This is a genomic window from Sphingomonas sp. NFR04 (assembly GCF_900114095.1).
Lineage (GTDB): Bacteria > Pseudomonadota > Alphaproteobacteria > Sphingomonadales > Sphingomonadaceae > Sphingomonas.
On the sequence record NZ_FORV01000003.1, the window covers coordinates 461825 to 476880 of the forward strand.

Sequence of the window (15056 nt, forward strand, 5' to 3'; positions counted from 1 at the left end):
GGGAACCGCGCTGGCGGTTTGTGAAGTAGGGGAACCAAAGCAATGCAGAAGAAGCTTTTTGGCGCGACACTGGTCGCCGCCACGCTGCTCGCCGCGCCCGTCGCGCAGGCGCAGGTTGCGCTCACGGCCAAGACCTACACCCAGAATTTCGACACGCTGGCGACCAGCGGCACCAGCAAGGCGCTGCCGACCGGCTGGAAGCTCGACGAGCGCGGCAGCAGCACCGCCGGTTCGGACGACGCCTATGCGACCAGCAACGCCAATACCGGCACCGCCTATGCCTTCGGCACCGGCAGCGAGCGGGCGCTGGGCAGCGTCACCTCGGGCAGCGCGACGCCGATCCTGTTCGGCGCCTTCTTCACCAATGCGCTGGGCGGCGCGATCGAGTCGCTCACCCTCAATTATTTCGGCGAGCAGTGGCGCCTCGGTACCGCGAGCAGCGAGCGCCTCAGCTTCGAATATTCGCTCGACGCCACCTCGCTGTCGAACGGCAGCTGGACGGCGTTCAATGCCCTCGACTTCGTTAGCATCAAGAACGGCACCGGTTCGGGCAGTTCGAGCAGCGTGCTCGACGGCAATGCCGCAGGCAATCGCGCGGACATCAGCGCGACGATCGGCAACCTGTCGATCGCCAATGGCGGCGGCTTTGCCATCCGCTGGACCGATCGCGACGTCGGCGGTTCGGACCATGGGCTGGCGATCGACGACCTGACGCTCATCGCCACGCTGGCGCCGAGCGCGGTGCCCGAGCCGGCCGCCTGGGCGATGCTGATCGGCGGCTTCGGCTTTGCCGGCGCCGCGCTGCGTCGTCGCGCGAAGAAGGCAGTGTTCGCCTGAAGACAGAGGAGGCGCCGGGCGGACCGGCGCCTCTTTCTCGTCAGAAGTCGAGCTTGGCCGAGAGCGAGACGGTGCGGCCGTTGATCGCGCGGCCCCAGCCGATGCCGTTCGCCGGCACTTCGCTCTGGTTGAACTCGAAGAAGCCGACCTGGTCGAACAGGTTGCTCGCGTTGAGCATCACTCGCACCCGGTCGATCGGCTTCACCACCAGGAAGGCGTTGACCACGGTGAAGCCCGGCATCTTGAGCAGGTTGCTGTCCTGCGCATAGCTGCTGGTGATCGTCACCACGTTGGTGCCGAAGGTGACGTTGCGCAGCTCGATCTGCGGCGTCGCTTCCAGCGTCCAGGCGGGCTGGTGGCGCGGTTCCTTGCCGGTCAGCGTCGGATCCAGGAAGTCCTTGGTGATCTTGGCGGTGGTGTAGGTGGCGCCGGCGGTGATGCTGAAGATGCCGCGGCGATAGCCGCCTTCCATCTCCACGCCGGTCGCGCGGTAGCTGCGGATGGTCTGGTTGGCCGATCCGTTGAGGACATTATGGTCGTCCGCGGTGGCGCGAAACGCGGTGACGTTGAGCGTCGCGCCCGCCTTGCGGAACTTGAACCCGCCTTCGAGCTGGCGGACCTGGTCATATTTGTCCGCCGCATTGGGCACGCTGCCGTCGACCGGGCTCACCGCGGGGGTGAACAGGATCTTGTCGGCATTGGCGCGGGCGCCGCGGCTGTAGCGGGCGAAGACCGAGAAGGGCTCGGCGACGCGGTAGTTGATCCCGCTCGAATAGCTCCAGTAGCCATAGTTGTAGTTGACCGGTGCCGGCGTATCGAGCGGCAGGAAGGCGACGCGCTTCTCCGGTGCGGAGATCACGCCATTGCCGTTGATGTCGTAGCTGATCAGGCCTACCCGGCCGCCGCCCAGGTCCGCGCCGATCAGCGAGCCGCGCACCCGGCCGCGATCATAGCGGACGCTGCCGCCGATCGAGAGCTTGCCGACATGGTAGTTCACCGAGCCATAGGGGGCGAGGATATCGTAGGACACGTCGAAGATGCGGCGGAATTTGCTGCCGTTGCGGCTGAAGGTGTAATAGCCGTTCTGGGTCTGCGCGACGCCGCTGGCGCTGGTGATGTTGACCATCGCGGTCTGAGCGTCGCCCGCCACATCGGTGTCGATGCCCGAGTGCAGCCAGGTCGCGTACAGCTTCTGGTTGGCCTTGTAGAGGCCGCCGGTCATGGTCAGGTCACCGCGGCCGAGCTTCCACACCTTGGTCGCGCGGATGTCGTTGGTGAAATTGTCGAGCGCGCCGATCCGGGTCTGCGCCATATAGTTGAACGAGAGCAGACCGTTGCCGTTGGCGTTCACCGGCACCAGCTGGCCGATATTGGGGCCGCTGGCATAGGTCGCCACTGCGCCGGTACCCGCCTGCGAGGCGGCGATCGTCGCGATCGGGCCGACGGCGGAGGGGAAGACGCGCAGGAAGTCGCCCGAATTGGCGGAGTAGCGCGCCCGCTCGCTGATCGTGATCCCGGCGACGTCGAACTGCGCCTCCAGGCCGATCGTCTTGCTCTTGGCGTGCATGCCGTTGGCGACGTCGAAGCGGGCGAGCTGGTTGCTGCCGTCCAGCGTCGTCACCGGGCCGATGAACGGTGAGAGCAGCGAATCCTTGCGGATGTCGAAGCCGCTGACGCTGCTCACGACGGGATTGTCGTTCGTGCCGGTGATCTTGATCGGATAGGGCGCGAAGGTGGGCGAGCGGTCGTCGAGCCACTTACCGCTCACCCGGACATAGCCGGTCGCGAACTGCTTGGTGACGTTGAAGCGGATCTGGCCGCCCTTGTAGCCGGTGAAGCCGATGTCGCGCGGGCCTTCGCCCGAGCGGTAATAGCCGCCGACATGGAAGCGCCAGCCATCGCCGAGCGGCTGGCCATAATCCATGTCCACCCGCTTCTCGCCATAGCCGAGCCCGACCGTGGCCTGCACCGCCCCGCCGCGGGTCTCGCCCGTCTTCGAGATCAGGTTGATCAGTCCGCCCGGCGCGTTGGACGAGAAGGTGGAGCCGGAGCCGCCGCGAATCGACTCGATCGCCGCCACGTTGAAGTCGGCGCGCATGAACACGTCGACCGCGACGTTGAAGATGTCGCCGAACTCGAGCACCGGCAGCCCGTCTTCCTGGAACTGCATGTATTTGGAGCCGCCGGCCGCCAGCGGCAGGCCGCGCACGGTGTAATTGGCGTTGCCCTCGCCGATGCCGCTCTCGACGCGCAGGCCGGGCATGGTGCGGAGCACGTCGCCGAGCGGCCGTGGCCCGAGCTTCTCGAACTCGCTGGCGCGGAAGGCGCTGGTCGAGGTGGCACTGTCCAACCGGTCGCGACCTTTGGCAACGCCAGTGGAGAAGACTTCCTTCTCGGGCACTTGCGCGGCTTTCGCAGGCTTTGGCGCCTCGTCCGTCGACTGGGCGAGCGCAGGATGCACGATGACGCTCGAGCAAAAGGCGAGCAGCAGATACCGCAGTTTCACGACAACCTCTCCCGACCCGTATGTGTTCTTCTGGGTGGTGCTATCTACGCAGTCGGGTGTTGATATTTCGGTGCCGCGCTTCTTCGTAGAACTACGAATGTTACGAAGGGGCAACAGTGCGCGCGGGCTCACAATCGGGATTGCGCCGCATTGCCGCCGTTCGCGCGAAGGGCTAGCAGCGGGAGACATGGACATTGCCCTTGCCATCCTCGTCTCCGCGCTCGCCATGACGGTGATCGTGGGCGTGCGCTACGTCGCCGCCTCGGCGGGCTTCGCGCTGGCGACGCGCGTGCGGCATCCGGGCCTCTATGCCGGCCAGGCCAGGCAGATCCGCAGGGAGATCGGCTGGAGCCTCGCTTCGGCGGCGATCTACGGGATCCCCGCCGGCATCGTCGCCTGGGGGTGGAAGGCGGAAGGATGGACGCGGATCTATGCCGATGTCCACGCGCTGCCGCTTTGGTATCTGCCGGTGTCGGTGTTCCTGTACCTGTTGCTGCACGACACCTGGTTCTACTGGACGCACCGGGCGATGCACGTGCCCGCGCTGTTCCGCCGCTATCACGCCGTCCACCATGCCAGCCGTCCGCCCACCGCCTGGGCGGCGATGAGCTTCCATTGGGGCGAGGCACTGTCGGGCGCGATCGTGATTCCGCTGCTGGTCTTCGCAATTCCCATTCATGTCGCCGCGCTCGGCTTGGTCCTGACGATCATGACGGTTATGGGGGTCACTAATCATATGGGCTGGGAAATCTTCCCGGCCTGGATGTGGCGGGGGCCGTTGGGTGCGTGGCTGATCACGGCGAGTCATCACCAGCGGCATCATGAGCGGTATGGGTGCAACTATGGATTATATTTCCGGTTCTGGGACCGGCTGTGCGGGACCGACCAGGGGCTGGGGCGGTTCGATCCTGCGGCGCGGCGCCTGGGCAGTCGTCGCTCTGCCGCTGCTGACCAGCGCCGCGCCGCTGGCGACGCTGGAGCTTGATTTCACCAAGCTGCGCTCGACACGCGGGCTGCTGCAGATCTGCATCGCACCCGCCGCCAGCCAGTTCCCCGATTGCCGCGACGGGCACGGCGCGATCAAGCGGACCATTCCCGCCGCCGACGGCAAGCTGCGCCTCAGCGGTCTCGCCCCCGGCGACTATGCCGTGGCGGTGATCCACGACGCCAATGGCAACGGCAAGCTCGACACCTTCATGGGCATCCCGCGTGAAGGCTTCGGCTTTTCGCGCAACCCGGTGATCGGTTTCGGCCCGCCGCGCTTCTCCGCCGCGCGATTCCCGCTCGAGGGCGGCAATGACCGGCAGGAAGTAAAGCTGCGCTACCTGCTATAGGAACTGCGTGAGATTGCAGGCGTTCCCCGGGTTCTGATCCTCGCGATCCTGTTCCCGGAGTACCCCCATGCCTTTCCTGCGCAACGCGACGCGCGCCGCGCTCGCCTCGCTCCCGCTGCTCGCGGCGGCACCTGCCTTTGCCCAGCAGAATACGGATTCGCCGCCCGACCTGACCCGCGACACCGTGACGCTCGGCGTCGGCGTGGCGACGGTGCCGAGCTATGACGGTTCGGACAAGAACGTCGTCACCGCCGCGCCGCTGATCCGTGGCCAGGTGTCGGGCATCAACTTCGTCGTGCTGGGCAGCCGCGCCTGGGCGGACGCGATCGCCGACAACAATGGTCCGGGCTGGGATTTCCAGGCGGGCCCGGTGGTCAACGTCAACCTCAACCGCACCTCGCGGATCGACGACCGTCAGGTCTCCGCGCTCGGCAAGATCGGTACCGCAGTCGAGGCCGGCGGCTTTGTCGGCATCGGCAAGCAGGGGCTGATCACCAGCGACTATGACAAGCTGACCGCGAGCTTCTCCTACGTCCATGACGTCGGCAGCGTGCACAAGAGCTACGTGATGTCGCCGTCGGTCAGCTACGGCACGCCGCTCAGCCGCAAGGCCTTTGTGCTGCTCAACCTCTCGGCCAATTACATGGGCAATGGCTATGCCCAGACCTATTTCGGGGTGACCCCGGGCGGCAGCGCGCGCAGCGGCCTGCCGGTCTATTACGCCCGCAAAGGCTGGAAGGACTGGACGCTGGGCGCGATGGGCAATGTCGCGCTCACCGGCGATCTCACCCATGGCCTGTCGGCGATAGGCGGCGTCGCCTATCGTCGCATGCTCGACGACGCGGCGGACTCGCCGGTGGTCCGCATCGCAGGCTCGCGCAACCAGTGGTACGGCGCGCTGGGACTTGCCTATACCTTCTGAGTGTCGACGTCGATAATTGCGACGAACGTCCTATTTCTTAACAACTTATGAATTGCCGCTGCGAGTCTTGGGGGCTAGCCTGCCCGTCCAAGACTCGCGGCATCTGTGGTCGCGGGGCAACATCAGGGGGAGATGTATGAAACTTGCAGCATTCGTTGGCGCCATTGGTGTGCTCGCCGCGACAACGGCCGCGCCGGCTGCGGCATCGGCGATCGACACCAGCGGCGGCTACGCATCGAAGATCGACTATTTCGGCGCGCGCTACACCCCCACCTATGGGCAGACCTTCACTGTCGGCAACGACAATGCGCTCAACGGCTTCACCTTCTATCTTGGCGGTGGTGCGGCCAAGGTGCGCGCCTATGTCTATTCCTGGAACGGCGTTGGGGCGCTTGGTACAGCGCTCTACGCCAGCGACGCGCGCAGCTTTGGCGGCACGGCGGGCGACGCGTTCGAGGCGCTCCACTTCGATGTCGGCGCGCTCGATCTGCGCACCGGGCAGCGTTATGTCGCCTTCCTCACCACGGCGGGCCTGACCCAGCCTCTCGCCGGCGAGAGCAGCTGGATGCCCACGGCGGGCAGCTTCGGCAGCAACGCCTATGCGGGGGGCGACTTCGTCTACACCAATGCCGGCGACAGCCTCGATGCGATCGCCGGTACGCCGTGGGACGATATCCACGGGCTATATGGCGATGTACAGTTCAGGGCCGAGTTCAGCCCCGGCACCACGGCTGGTGCGGGCGTGCCCGAGCCGGCGGCCTGGGCGATGCTGATCGGTGGCTTCGGGCTGGCCGGGGGTGCGCTGCGCCGTCGCCGGGCCCGCACCGCGGTTCGCTTCGCCTGATCTTCCTAACCTTTGGCAGGCAAGCGGCGCGTCGGGATTGCCCGGCGCGCCGCTTGCGCGTACACCGGCGCCATTCCCCGGGGGACCGCTGGCGCAGCGGTTGAGAGGAAGGCTGCAGCCTTCGACCCGCTGAACCTGATCCGGTTGACACCGGCGTAGGGAGGGAGGGTCTTGTTCCCCGAGGTCCGTCTGCTCTCTACGTCTGCCCAAGGAGTAGACGAGCATGGCCGACATTCCCGCCAAGACCGAAATCGGCGTTACCACCGGCCCGATCCGCGGCAGCCGCAAGATCCATGTCGGCAAGCACCGCGTCGCGATGCGCGAGATCCATCTGGAGCCCGGCAGCGGCGAGGCGCCGGTGCGCGTCTACGACACCTCGGGCCCCTATACCGATCCCGATGCCCGCATCGACATCATGGCCGGCCTTCCCGCGATCCGCCGCGACTGGATCCTGGGGCGCGGCGATGTCGAGGCCTATGACGCGCGCGAAGTGCGCCCCGAGGACAATGGCCTGAAGGGCCCGGACCGCTCGGCCGGCGTGCCGCAATTCCCCAACGTGACCAAGCGTCCGCTGCGCGCCAAGGCCGGCATGAACGTCAGCCAGATGCACTATGCCCGGCGCGGCATTATCACGCCCGAGATGGAATATGTGGCGGAGCGCGAGAATCTCGGCCGCGAGCGGCTCGCCGAATATGTCCGCGACGGCCAGGATTGGGGCGCCGAGATCCCCGATTACGTGACTCCCGAATTCGTCCGCGACGAAGTGGCGCGCGGCCGGGCGATCATCCCGAACAACATCAACCACCCGGAAAGCGAACCGATGGCGATCGGTCGCAACTTCCTGGTGAAGATCAACGCCAATATCGGCAATTCGGCGGTCGCCAGCGACGTGGCGAGCGAAGTCGACAAGCTGGTCTGGTCGATCCGCTGGGGCGCGGACACGGTGATGGACCTCTCCACCGGCCGCAACATCCACGACACCCGCGAATGGATCCTGCGCAACTCGCCGGTGCCGATCGGCACCGTGCCGATCTACCAGGCGCTGGAGAAGGTGGGCGGCATCGCCGAGGACCTCACTTGGGAGATCTTCCGCGACACGCTGATCGAGCAGGCCGAGCAGGGCGTCGACTATTTCACCATCCATGCCGGCGTGCGGCTGCCCTATATCCCGATGACCGCCAAGCGCGTCACCGGCATCGTGTCGCGCGGCGGCTCGATCATGGCCAAGTGGTGTCTCGCGCATCACCGCGAATCCTTCCTGTACGAGCGGTTCGACGAGATCACCGAGATCATGAAGGCCTATGACATCGCCTATTCGCTGGGCGACGGCCTGCGCCCCGGCTCGATCGCCGACGCCAATGACGAGGCGCAGTTTGCCGAGCTCTACACGCTGGGCGAGCTGACCAAGCGCGCTTGGGAGCAGGACGTCCAGGTGATGATCGAGGGCCCCGGCCATGTGCCGATGCACAAGATCAAGCAGAACATGGAAAAGCAGCTCGAGGCGTGCGGCGAGGCGCCCTTCTACACGCTCGGGCCGCTGACCACCGACATCGCGCCGGGCTATGACCACATCACCAGCGGCATCGGCGCCGCGATGATCGGCTGGTACGGCACGGCGATGCTCTGCTACGTCACGCCCAAGGAGCATCTGGGGCTTCCGGATCGCGACGACGTGAAGGTGGGCGTGGTCACCTACAAGCTGGCGGCACACGCGGCGGACCTCGCCAAGGGCCATCCGGCAGCCAAGGTGCGCGACGACGCGCTGAGCCGCGCGCGCTTCGAGTTCCGCTGGCGCGACCAGTTCAACCTGTCGCTCGATCCGGACACGGCGGAGAAGTATCACGACCAGACGCTGCCGGCCGAGGGCGCCAAGACCGCGCATTTCTGCTCGATGTGCGGGCCGAAATTCTGCTCGATGAAGATCACGCAGGAAGTGCGCGACTTCGCCGCGAAGCAGAACGCCTCGGCCGATACCTTCCTGGCGGCGACGCCGGCAACGGTGGATGCCGAGGCCGGCATGGCCGAGATGAGCAAGGTGTTCCGCGAAACCGGCAGCGAGCTCTACATGGGCGCCGGCGACCGCGAGCACGATTGACGGCTATGGAGCCGGGTGGGCAGCTTGCCTGCCCGGCTACCGATATACCTCGCGGCGATGGCCGACGCGCACCACGAGGATGACCACCCGCGCATCCTCGATCCGCGCAATCACGCGATAGTCGCCGATCCGCCACCGCCAATAGCCGCTATGGTCCCCGGTTAGCGCGGCGCCGAGCGAGCGCGGATCTTCCAGTGCTGCGATCCGCTCTTCGAGTGTCCGGAGGATGCGCCCGGCTTTCTGTTTGCTGAGCTTGCGGAGTTCCTTTGCCGCCTCGGGGGCGAACTCAATCGCCCAGGCCAAGCTCGGCCTTCAGGTCCGCCAGCGGGATCGCGTCTTCGGAGCGGAAATCCTTCATCCGCTCTTCGGCGAGGTAGAAGTCTTCGAGATCGTCGAGGTGCGCTAGGATCGCCTCGCGGGCGTAGAAGGTCTTGGTCCGCCCCGTCCGGGCCGCCAGTGCCTCCAGCCGCCTTTCCGTGTCTGCGTCGATTCGTACCGCGAGCATGTCCGCCTCCTTGCTATACAAATATAGCGTGACGCGGCGGGTCACTCAATAATGATAGCGGCAGCTCAGCACTTCCAGCACCTGCGCGTCGCCCGTTCCGCTTACCCGATACACCAGTCGATGCTCGCCGCTGATCCGGCGCGACCACCAGCCGGAGAGGTTGCGGCGGAGCGGCTCCGGCTTGCCGATGCCGGTGAACGGGTGGCGCCGGCATTCCTCGATCAGTGCGTTGATGCGATCGGCAACCTTGGGATCGTCGCGCTGCCAATCGACATATTCTGCCCAGGCATCGCGGTCGAACGTTACCTTCACGGCTGGATCAGCTCGTGCTCCTCGCCTTCACCGGCATCGAACCGGGCGATCCGTTCCATCAGCCGCCGTGCATTTTCGGGGGACGCAAGCAGGTGCATCGTCTCCAGCATCCCCTCCCATTCGCTCTCGGAGACCAGCACCACGCCCTCGCCCTTGGGACGCACGATCTGGATCGGCGCCTTGTCGGCGACGACGCGGTCCAGAACGGCCTTAAGATTGGCGCGGGTTTCCGAGACGGTCAGGGTCTGCATGGCAAGTGTTGTACATCAATCTGTACAAAACTTCAATCTCACAGCGGCGGCAGTGCCCAATCGATCGGCTTCTGGCCGATGCTCTCCAGAAACGCGTTCGCCTTGCTGAAATGCCGGCTCCCGAAGAACCCGGAATGCGCCGAGAGCGGCGAGGGGTGGGGGGCCTTGAGCACCAGATGGCGTCCGCCCTTGTCGATCGAGTCGACGAACGCTGCCTTCTTCTGCGCATGGCTGCCCCAGAGCAGGAACACCACCGGCTCCGCCTTCGCGTTGACCAGCCGGATCACCGCGTCGGTGAAGCGCTCCCAGCCGCGGCCCTGGTGGGCGGCGGCGCGGCCCATTTCCACGGTCAGCACCGCGTTGAGCAGCAGCACGCCCTGTTCCGCCCAATGCTCCAGGAAGCCGTGCTGCGCGCGGTGGATGCCGAGGTCGGTCTCCATCTCCTTGTAGATGTTGACCAGGCTCGGCGGCACCCGCACGCCGGGCTTCACCGAGAAGCACAGGCCGTGCGCCTGGCCCTCGCCATGATAGGGATCCTGCCCGAGGATGACGACGCGCACCTGTTCCAGGGGCGTCAGGTCGAGCGCGCGGAACCACGCGTTGCCCGCCGGGAAGATGCGCTTCCCCGCCGCCTTCTCGGCGCGGAGATAGTCGCGCAGCGCCGCCATATAGGGCTGGGCGAATTCCTCCTCCAGCGGGGCGAGCCAGCTCGGGTGGAGCTTCACGGTAGACATCCGATCAGGCCCGTACCGCGGTGACCAGATAGTTGAGCGCGTCATGCTCGTTCACCACGAAGCCGCGCGTCGGCGAGAAGGTCAGGCCCCGACGATCGAACACCTTCAGGCCTGCGTCGACCAGCAGCGCCTCCAGTTCCTCGGGCTTGAGGAAACGGCTCCAGTCGTGCGTGCCCTTGGGAATCGCGCCGGTGCCCTCGGCGAGCGTGATCATCGCCAGGCGCGACAGCGGCGTGCGGTTGGGCGTGGAGAGCACCATCAGCCCGCCCTCGGCCAATGCTCCCGCCAGCCCGCGCACGAAGGCAGCGGGATCGCTCACATGCTCGATCACTTCCATCGAGGTGACGAGATCAAAGGTCCGCCCCGCAAGGTCCTCGATGCCGCCATGGACATAGTCGATCGGCAGCCCGGAGAGTTCGGCATGCGCACGCGCCGCGCCGATATTCTCGGCGGCCGCGTCCACCCCGGTTACCCGCGCGCCGAGACGGGCCAGCGGCTCGCACAGCAGCCCGGCGCCGCAGCCGACGTCGATCGCGGTCTTGCCGGTCAGCGGCATGAAATCGGCCGAATCGCCTGCCCAATGCGCGTCGATCGCGCGGCGAATATAGCCCAGCCGCGCAGGATTCAGCCTGTGGAGCATGGCGGAGGAACCCTTTGGATTCCACCAATCGGCCGCCAGACGACCGAAATGTTCCGCTTCACGGGGGTCAATCGTAGCTATTGTTGCGTTCGGCATCGCTGGCTCCTATCAGGCACGCCCATCTCTCCCAAGGGCAGGAAACAAGCAACCAGCCATGGCGCGTATCGTAATGAAGTTCGGCGGCACATCGATGGCCGGGATCGAGCGTATCCGCAGCGTCGCCGCCCGCGTCAAACGCGAATGGGAGGCGGGCAACCAGGTCGCCGTGGTCGTCTCGGCGATGGCGGGCGAGACCGACCGGCTGGTCGGCTTCTGCCGCGAGGCCTCGTCGCTCTACAACCCCAAGGAATATGATGTCGTCGTCTCGGCCGGCGAGCAGATCACCAGCGGGCTGCTGGCGATCGCGCTGCAGGCGATCGGCGTGCCGGCCCGCTCCTGGCTCGGCTGGCAGCTGCCGGTGCAGACCTCGGACGCCTTCGCCAAGGCGCGGATCGAGGATATCGGCACCGACGCGCTGCTCGCCAGCATGGGCGCGGGCGAAGTTGCGGTGGTGCCGGGCTTCCAGGGCGTGCACGACAACCGCATCACCACGCTGGGCCGTGGCGGATCGGATACCTCGGCGGTGGCGGTGGCGGCGGCGGTGAAGGCCGATCGCTGCGACATCTACACCGATGTCGACGGGGTCTACACCACCGATCCGCGCATCGTGCCCCGCGCACGCAAGCTGAAGCGCGTGACCTATGAGGAAATGCTCGAACTCGCCAGCGTCGGCGCCAAGGTGCTCCAGACTCGTTCGGTCGGCCTGGCGATGAAGGAAGGGGTTCGCGTGCAGGTGCTCTCGTCCTTCACGGGCGATGACGCGCCGATGGCAGATACATTGCCCGGGACGATGATCGTGGGCGAAGAGGAGATTCAGGACGTGGAACGCCAGCTCATCACCGGCATCGCGCACGACAAGAACGAGGCCAAGATCACGCTCACCGCAGTGCCGGACAAGCCCGGCGCGGTGGCATCGATCTTCACCCCGCTTGCCGATGCCAGCATCAACGTGGACATGATCATCCAGAACATCGCGCACCAGAGCGCCGGCAGCGCCAGCGCGACGGACGTGACGTTCACGGTGCCGGCGGCGGATCTTGCCCGCTCGCTGGAGATCCTGGCGCAGCAGAAGGAAGCGATCGGCTTCACCGGCATCAGCCATGACACGCGGGTGGCAAAGGTGTCGGTAGTCGGCGTCGGCATGCGCAGCCATGCCGGCGTTGCCGCGACGATGTTCCAGACGCTGGGCGCGCGCGGCATCAACATCCAGGCGATCACCACGTCGGAGATCAAGGTCTCGGTGCTGATCGAAGAGGATTATACCGAGCTGGCGGTGCGCGTGCTGCACACCGCCTATGGCCTCGACGCGGACGACGTCGCCGCCTGACCCGTGCGCGGGGGCGTGGCCGGACCGGCTACGCCCCCGTCTTCACGACGAGGCGCTGGAGGACCACATTGTCGTCGATGCGCCAGACCTTCACGACATGGGCACCGGGCGCCACCGCGGGGAAGCGCGCGACGAGCGTGCGGCCGTTCTCCTCGACCGCCTTGTTCCAGTCGCGCTGGGCTTGGGTCTTGGTGTCGTTGGGGGCGGGGACGAGCGTGTCGGTGAGGATCTGCACCGGGCCGTCATTCACCGACACGCCGATGCGCTGCTGGTTGCGCCCCGTCGTGTCGAGGGTCGGCACCAGCTCCAGCGCGACGGTGAGCGGGCCACCCTTCGGTAGCACCACTGCATAGTCGACATGGACGCCGTCCGCCGCAGCGGTGGCGGGGCGACCCTGCGGGAAGGTCGTCACCGCGCCCTGCGTGCGGCCGAGATGCGGCACGCGACGCCAGTTTAGCCCCTTGCCGCCGCTGGCTGCCACGAAGTCCGGTGCCTCGATCACGATCTGATCGGCGGGGCGCGAAGGCGGCACGAAGACGATCGGCCCGGCCTTGCCGTCAACGCGGCGCACCATCGGCATCACCTGCTGCTTGGGCTCCTGCCAGTTGGTGTAGCCAATATGGGTCTGGGCCATCATCCCGTCCCATTTGCCGCCGTTCAGCGCGTGATAGGCGGCGGTGATCTCCGTATCGCGGGCGAAGGCGCGCTCGGCCTGCTCGGCGAACGCGTTGGCGCGCGCGTCGTTGGCTGCGGCCAGACGGCGGTTCCACGCGACGGCGTAGTAAAGCCGGTAGACGTTCGCGACCGCGAGGATCGGGTGCTCGACCAGCTGGAACCACGCGTCGCGCGCATCGGCGGCGATGCGGGGCTTCACCGCCGCCATGTCGCGCTCCAGCGCCTCCCATTCGGCGACCACGCGGCCGAAATCCCCGCCGTCGAGCTTGCCGTCACTCCGCACCGGGCCGAGCGCGAAGCTATCGGCGTCAAGCAGCTCGGGCTTCCGCCGTGCGGCGAGCTGGCCATAGCGGGTGAGCAGCGCGCCGACCTTCTCCGCCTGCGCCGGACCGAACGCCGCGCCTGCCCAACGCGCCGGATAGGCGGCCATCGTCTCCAGCGTCATCGCCTCGGGGTTCCACGCTTGCTCCAGGAAGAAGCTCAGCGGATATTCCATCGGCTTGAGGTCGCCGACATTGACGATCCAGATCGTCCGCGCGCCCCGCTGCCAGGCGAGGTCCATCTGCTGCCAGTTCTTCTCGATCTGGTTGGTGTTCAGCCACTTGTAGTTGCGCGGTGCCCCCACATAATCGAAATGGTAGTAGACGCCGTAGCCGCCCTTGCGGTTGAGGTCGGCGGTCGCCAGCCGGCGGATCTGGCCCCAATTGTCGTCGGCGAACAACAGCGTGACGTCGTCCGGCACGCGCATGCCGTGGTCGTAATAATCCTGCACTTCCTTGTAGAGCGCCCACATCTGCGGCGTCGCCTCGGCGGGGCGCTTGGTCACATCGGCCAGAATGCTGCGCTGGTCCGCCACGATCTTCTCGAGCAGCCCGGTGGCGGTGCCCTCCGCCATCGCCTCGTCGCCGTCGCCACGCATGCCGACGGTGACCAGGCAGTCATAGCCCTTGCCGTCGCCCTTCGACATCATCCTCTCGATGCCGCCCCGCCAGAAGCGGCGGAGATTCTCGGCATTGGTTGCGTAATCCCATTTGCCGCCGGTGACGCCCTGGTCGGTGTTGCGGTGCCATTCCTCCTGCGCGCGGGTCATCGGCTCGTGGTGCGAGGTGCCCATCACCACGCCCATCGCGTCGGCGAGCACCATGTTCTGGGGATCGTCGTCGTTGAACGCCTTGCCCCACATCGCCGGCCACAGATAATTGCCCTTCAGCCGCAGCAGCAGCTCGAAGACATGGGCGTACATCGCGGCGTTGATCCCGCCGAAATGCTTCTTGGCCCAGCCGCTGAAGGCGGGGTCCTCGTCGTTGATGAAGAAGCCGCGATAGCGCACCCGCGGCTGGTCGCGCCGCGAGCCGGGGGCGAGCGTCACATCGGCGCGGCGGCGCACCGGCACGTCGGCGAACCAGTGCCAGGGCGAGACGCCGATCCGCTGGGAAATATCGTAGGTGCCATAGACCGCGCCGCGCCGATCCGACCCCACGATCACCAGCGCCTGGGGGATGCCGGGGGCAGGGTTGTCGAGCACGATCTGGCGATAGGCTTCCCATTCGCCCTGCAGGTCGTGCACGTCGATCCGGCCCTGCCGCACCAGCGCGTCGAGCATCGGCGAGCGGCCGAGCTGGGCGATCAGCACCACTGGCGCCTTCGCCTCCTCGAGCTTCTCGATACGGCGCGGGGCGGTGCCGCCGACACGCGCGAGATCCTGGGCGAAGGCATCCGCGACATGGGTGAGCGCCGGGTCGGCACCTGCATCCACCACCAACGTCGCGGGCACGCCGCCGCGGATCAGCGGGAAGCCGACTCCCTTGCCGTCCACCAGGGCGAGCGGCTCCGACGAGGTGCCGGCATGCGCAGCGCCTGCGGCCAGCGCCGCCGCGGCCGATGCTTGCAGCAGCATGCGGCGATCCACCGCGAGGAGAGAATCAACGGGGGAGGACATCGCAACTCCTGGATTTTCTTATGGTTGATAGCGCTA

General features: G+C 66.7%; 15 protein-coding genes and 1 riboswitch. Of the genes, 7 read left to right on the plus strand and 8 right to left on the minus strand.

Going from position 1 to position 15056, the window contains the following annotated elements; all coding sequences use genetic code 11:
• The first annotated feature begins 42 nt into the window (after nucleotides 1-42).
• Nucleotides 43-837 (plus strand): PEPxxWA-CTERM sorting domain-containing protein, encoded by a 795-nt coding sequence (locus BM009_RS22975; protein ID WP_093296437.1) that lies wholly within the window; start codon nucleotides 43-45, stop codon nucleotides 835-837.
• A gap of 40 nt (nucleotides 838-877) precedes the next feature.
• Here the strand turns inward: BM009_RS22975 and BM009_RS12110 are convergent, their stop codons facing one another.
• The gene (locus BM009_RS12110; protein ID WP_093296439.1) at nucleotides 878-3343 is read right to left on the minus strand and encodes a TonB-dependent receptor domain-containing protein; all 2466 of its coding nucleotides are present in this window, start codon (nucleotides 3341-3343) and stop codon (nucleotides 878-880) included.
• Nucleotides 3344-3530: 187 nt separating this feature from the next.
• Between BM009_RS12110 and BM009_RS12115 the strand changes: the two genes are divergently transcribed.
• The 5 genes from BM009_RS12115 to thiC all read left to right on the plus strand — a co-directional run bounded on the left by BM009_RS12115 (nucleotide 3531) and on the right by thiC (nucleotide 8538).
• Entirely contained in the window at nucleotides 3531-4328 is a 798-nt protein-coding gene (locus BM009_RS12115; RefSeq protein WP_093296441.1) for a sterol desaturase family protein, read from the plus strand.
• On the plus strand, nucleotides 4318-4677 hold the full coding sequence (locus BM009_RS12120; RefSeq protein WP_254772273.1) for a DUF2141 domain-containing protein: 360 nt from the start codon (nucleotides 4318-4320) through the stop codon (nucleotides 4675-4677). Before BM009_RS12115 ends, BM009_RS12120 begins: the two co-directional genes overlap by 11 nt.
• 67 nt (nucleotides 4678-4744) lie before the next feature.
• A complete protein-coding gene (locus tag BM009_RS12125) occupies nucleotides 4745-5599 on the plus strand; it encodes a MipA/OmpV family protein (protein ID WP_093296443.1) in 855 nt (284 codons plus the stop codon).
• Between the two features lie 136 nt (nucleotides 5600-5735).
• The gene (locus tag BM009_RS22980) at nucleotides 5736-6443 is read left to right on the plus strand and encodes a PEPxxWA-CTERM sorting domain-containing protein (RefSeq protein WP_254772259.1); all 708 of its coding nucleotides are present in this window, start codon (nucleotides 5736-5738) and stop codon (nucleotides 6441-6443) included.
• 68 nt (nucleotides 6444-6511) lie between these two features.
• A riboswitch (TPP riboswitch) is annotated at nucleotides 6512-6622 on the plus strand.
• A 44-nt stretch (nucleotides 6623-6666) separates the two neighbouring features.
• Nucleotides 6667-8538, plus strand: a complete 1872-nt coding sequence (gene thiC / locus BM009_RS12135) for a phosphomethylpyrimidine synthase ThiC (RefSeq protein WP_093296444.1) — start codon at nucleotides 6667-6669, stop codon at nucleotides 8536-8538.
• Nucleotides 8539-8574: 36 nt separating this feature from the next.
• On the opposite strand, the gene BM009_RS12140 is transcribed toward thiC, so the two are convergent.
• From BM009_RS12140 to ubiG, 6 genes are read right to left on the minus strand one after another with little or no spacing between them, the layout of a single operon-like run.
• A complete protein-coding gene (locus BM009_RS12140; protein ID WP_093296446.1) occupies nucleotides 8575-8841 on the minus strand; it encodes a type II toxin-antitoxin system RelE family toxin in 267 nt (88 codons plus the stop codon).
• A complete protein-coding gene (locus BM009_RS12145; RefSeq protein ID WP_093296607.1) occupies nucleotides 8825-9043 on the minus strand; it encodes a type II toxin-antitoxin system RelB family antitoxin in 219 nt (72 codons plus the stop codon). The genes BM009_RS12140 and BM009_RS12145 overlap by 17 nt, the downstream gene beginning before the upstream one ends.
• A 45-nt stretch (nucleotides 9044-9088) precedes the next feature.
• Nucleotides 9089-9355, minus strand: a complete 267-nt coding sequence (locus BM009_RS12150) for a Txe/YoeB family addiction module toxin (protein ID WP_093296448.1) — start codon at nucleotides 9353-9355, stop codon at nucleotides 9089-9091.
• Nucleotides 9352-9606: a type II toxin-antitoxin system Phd/YefM family antitoxin gene (locus BM009_RS12155; RefSeq protein ID WP_093296450.1), complete on the minus strand. Its 255-nt coding sequence runs from the start codon at nucleotides 9604-9606 to the stop codon at nucleotides 9352-9354. The genes BM009_RS12150 and BM009_RS12155 overlap by 4 nt, the downstream gene beginning before the upstream one ends.
• Before the next feature lie 38 nt (nucleotides 9607-9644).
• A complete protein-coding gene (ung, locus tag BM009_RS12160; protein WP_093296451.1) occupies nucleotides 9645-10340 on the minus strand; it encodes a uracil-DNA glycosylase in 696 nt (231 codons plus the stop codon).
• A 4-nt stretch (nucleotides 10341-10344) separates the two neighbouring features.
• Complete coding sequence (gene ubiG / locus BM009_RS12165; RefSeq protein ID WP_093296453.1) at nucleotides 10345-11076, minus strand: bifunctional 2-polyprenyl-6-hydroxyphenol methylase/3-demethylubiquinol 3-O-methyltransferase UbiG; 732 nt, start codon at nucleotides 11074-11076, stop codon at nucleotides 10345-10347.
• A gap of 58 nt (nucleotides 11077-11134) precedes the next feature.
• Between ubiG and BM009_RS12170 the strand changes: the two genes are divergently transcribed.
• Nucleotides 11135-12406, plus strand: coding sequence for an aspartate kinase (locus tag BM009_RS12170; protein ID WP_093296454.1), 1272 nt, complete (start codon nucleotides 11135-11137; stop codon nucleotides 12404-12406).
• A 28-nt stretch (nucleotides 12407-12434) separates the two neighbouring features.
• Here BM009_RS12170 and BM009_RS12175 read toward each other — a convergent pair whose 3' ends face one another.
• The gene (locus tag BM009_RS12175; protein WP_254772260.1) at nucleotides 12435-14978 is read right to left on the minus strand and encodes a glycosyl hydrolase 115 family protein; all 2544 of its coding nucleotides are present in this window, start codon (nucleotides 14976-14978) and stop codon (nucleotides 12435-12437) included.
• Nucleotides 14979-15056 lie beyond the last annotated feature (78 nt).

Bases quoted from the DNA above. Each gene is read 5' to 3' on its own strand.
- thiC (WP_093296444.1), top strand. From the start codon at position 6,667: ATGGCCGACATTCCCGCCAAGACCGAAATCGGCGTTACCACCGGCCCG.
- BM009_RS12175 (WP_254772260.1), bottom strand. From the start codon at position 14,978: ATGCTGCTGCAAGCATCGGCCGCGGCGGCGCTGGCCGCAGGCGCTGCG.
- BM009_RS12170 (WP_093296454.1), top strand. From the start codon at position 11,135: ATGGCGCGTATCGTAATGAAGTTCGGCGGCACATCGATGGCCGGGATC.
- BM009_RS22975 (WP_093296437.1), top strand. From the start codon at position 43: ATGCAGAAGAAGCTTTTTGGCGCGACACTGGTCGCCGCCACGCTGCTC.
- BM009_RS12155 (WP_093296450.1), bottom strand. From the start codon at position 9,606: ATGCAGACCCTGACCGTCTCGGAAACCCGCGCCAATCTTAAGGCCGTT.
- ung (WP_093296451.1), bottom strand. From the start codon at position 10,340: ATGTCTACCGTGAAGCTCCACCCGAGCTGGCTCGCCCCGCTGGAGGAG.
- BM009_RS22980 (WP_254772259.1), top strand. From the start codon at position 5,736: ATGAAACTTGCAGCATTCGTTGGCGCCATTGGTGTGCTCGCCGCGACA.
- BM009_RS12125 (WP_093296443.1), top strand. From the start codon at position 4,745: ATGCCTTTCCTGCGCAACGCGACGCGCGCCGCGCTCGCCTCGCTCCCG.
- ubiG (WP_093296453.1), bottom strand. From the start codon at position 11,076: ATGCCGAACGCAACAATAGCTACGATTGACCCCCGTGAAGCGGAACAT.
- BM009_RS12115 (WP_093296441.1), top strand. From the start codon at position 3,531: ATGGACATTGCCCTTGCCATCCTCGTCTCCGCGCTCGCCATGACGGTG.
- BM009_RS12145 (WP_093296607.1), bottom strand. From the start codon at position 9,043: ATGCTCGCGGTACGAATCGACGCAGACACGGAAAGGCGGCTGGAGGCA.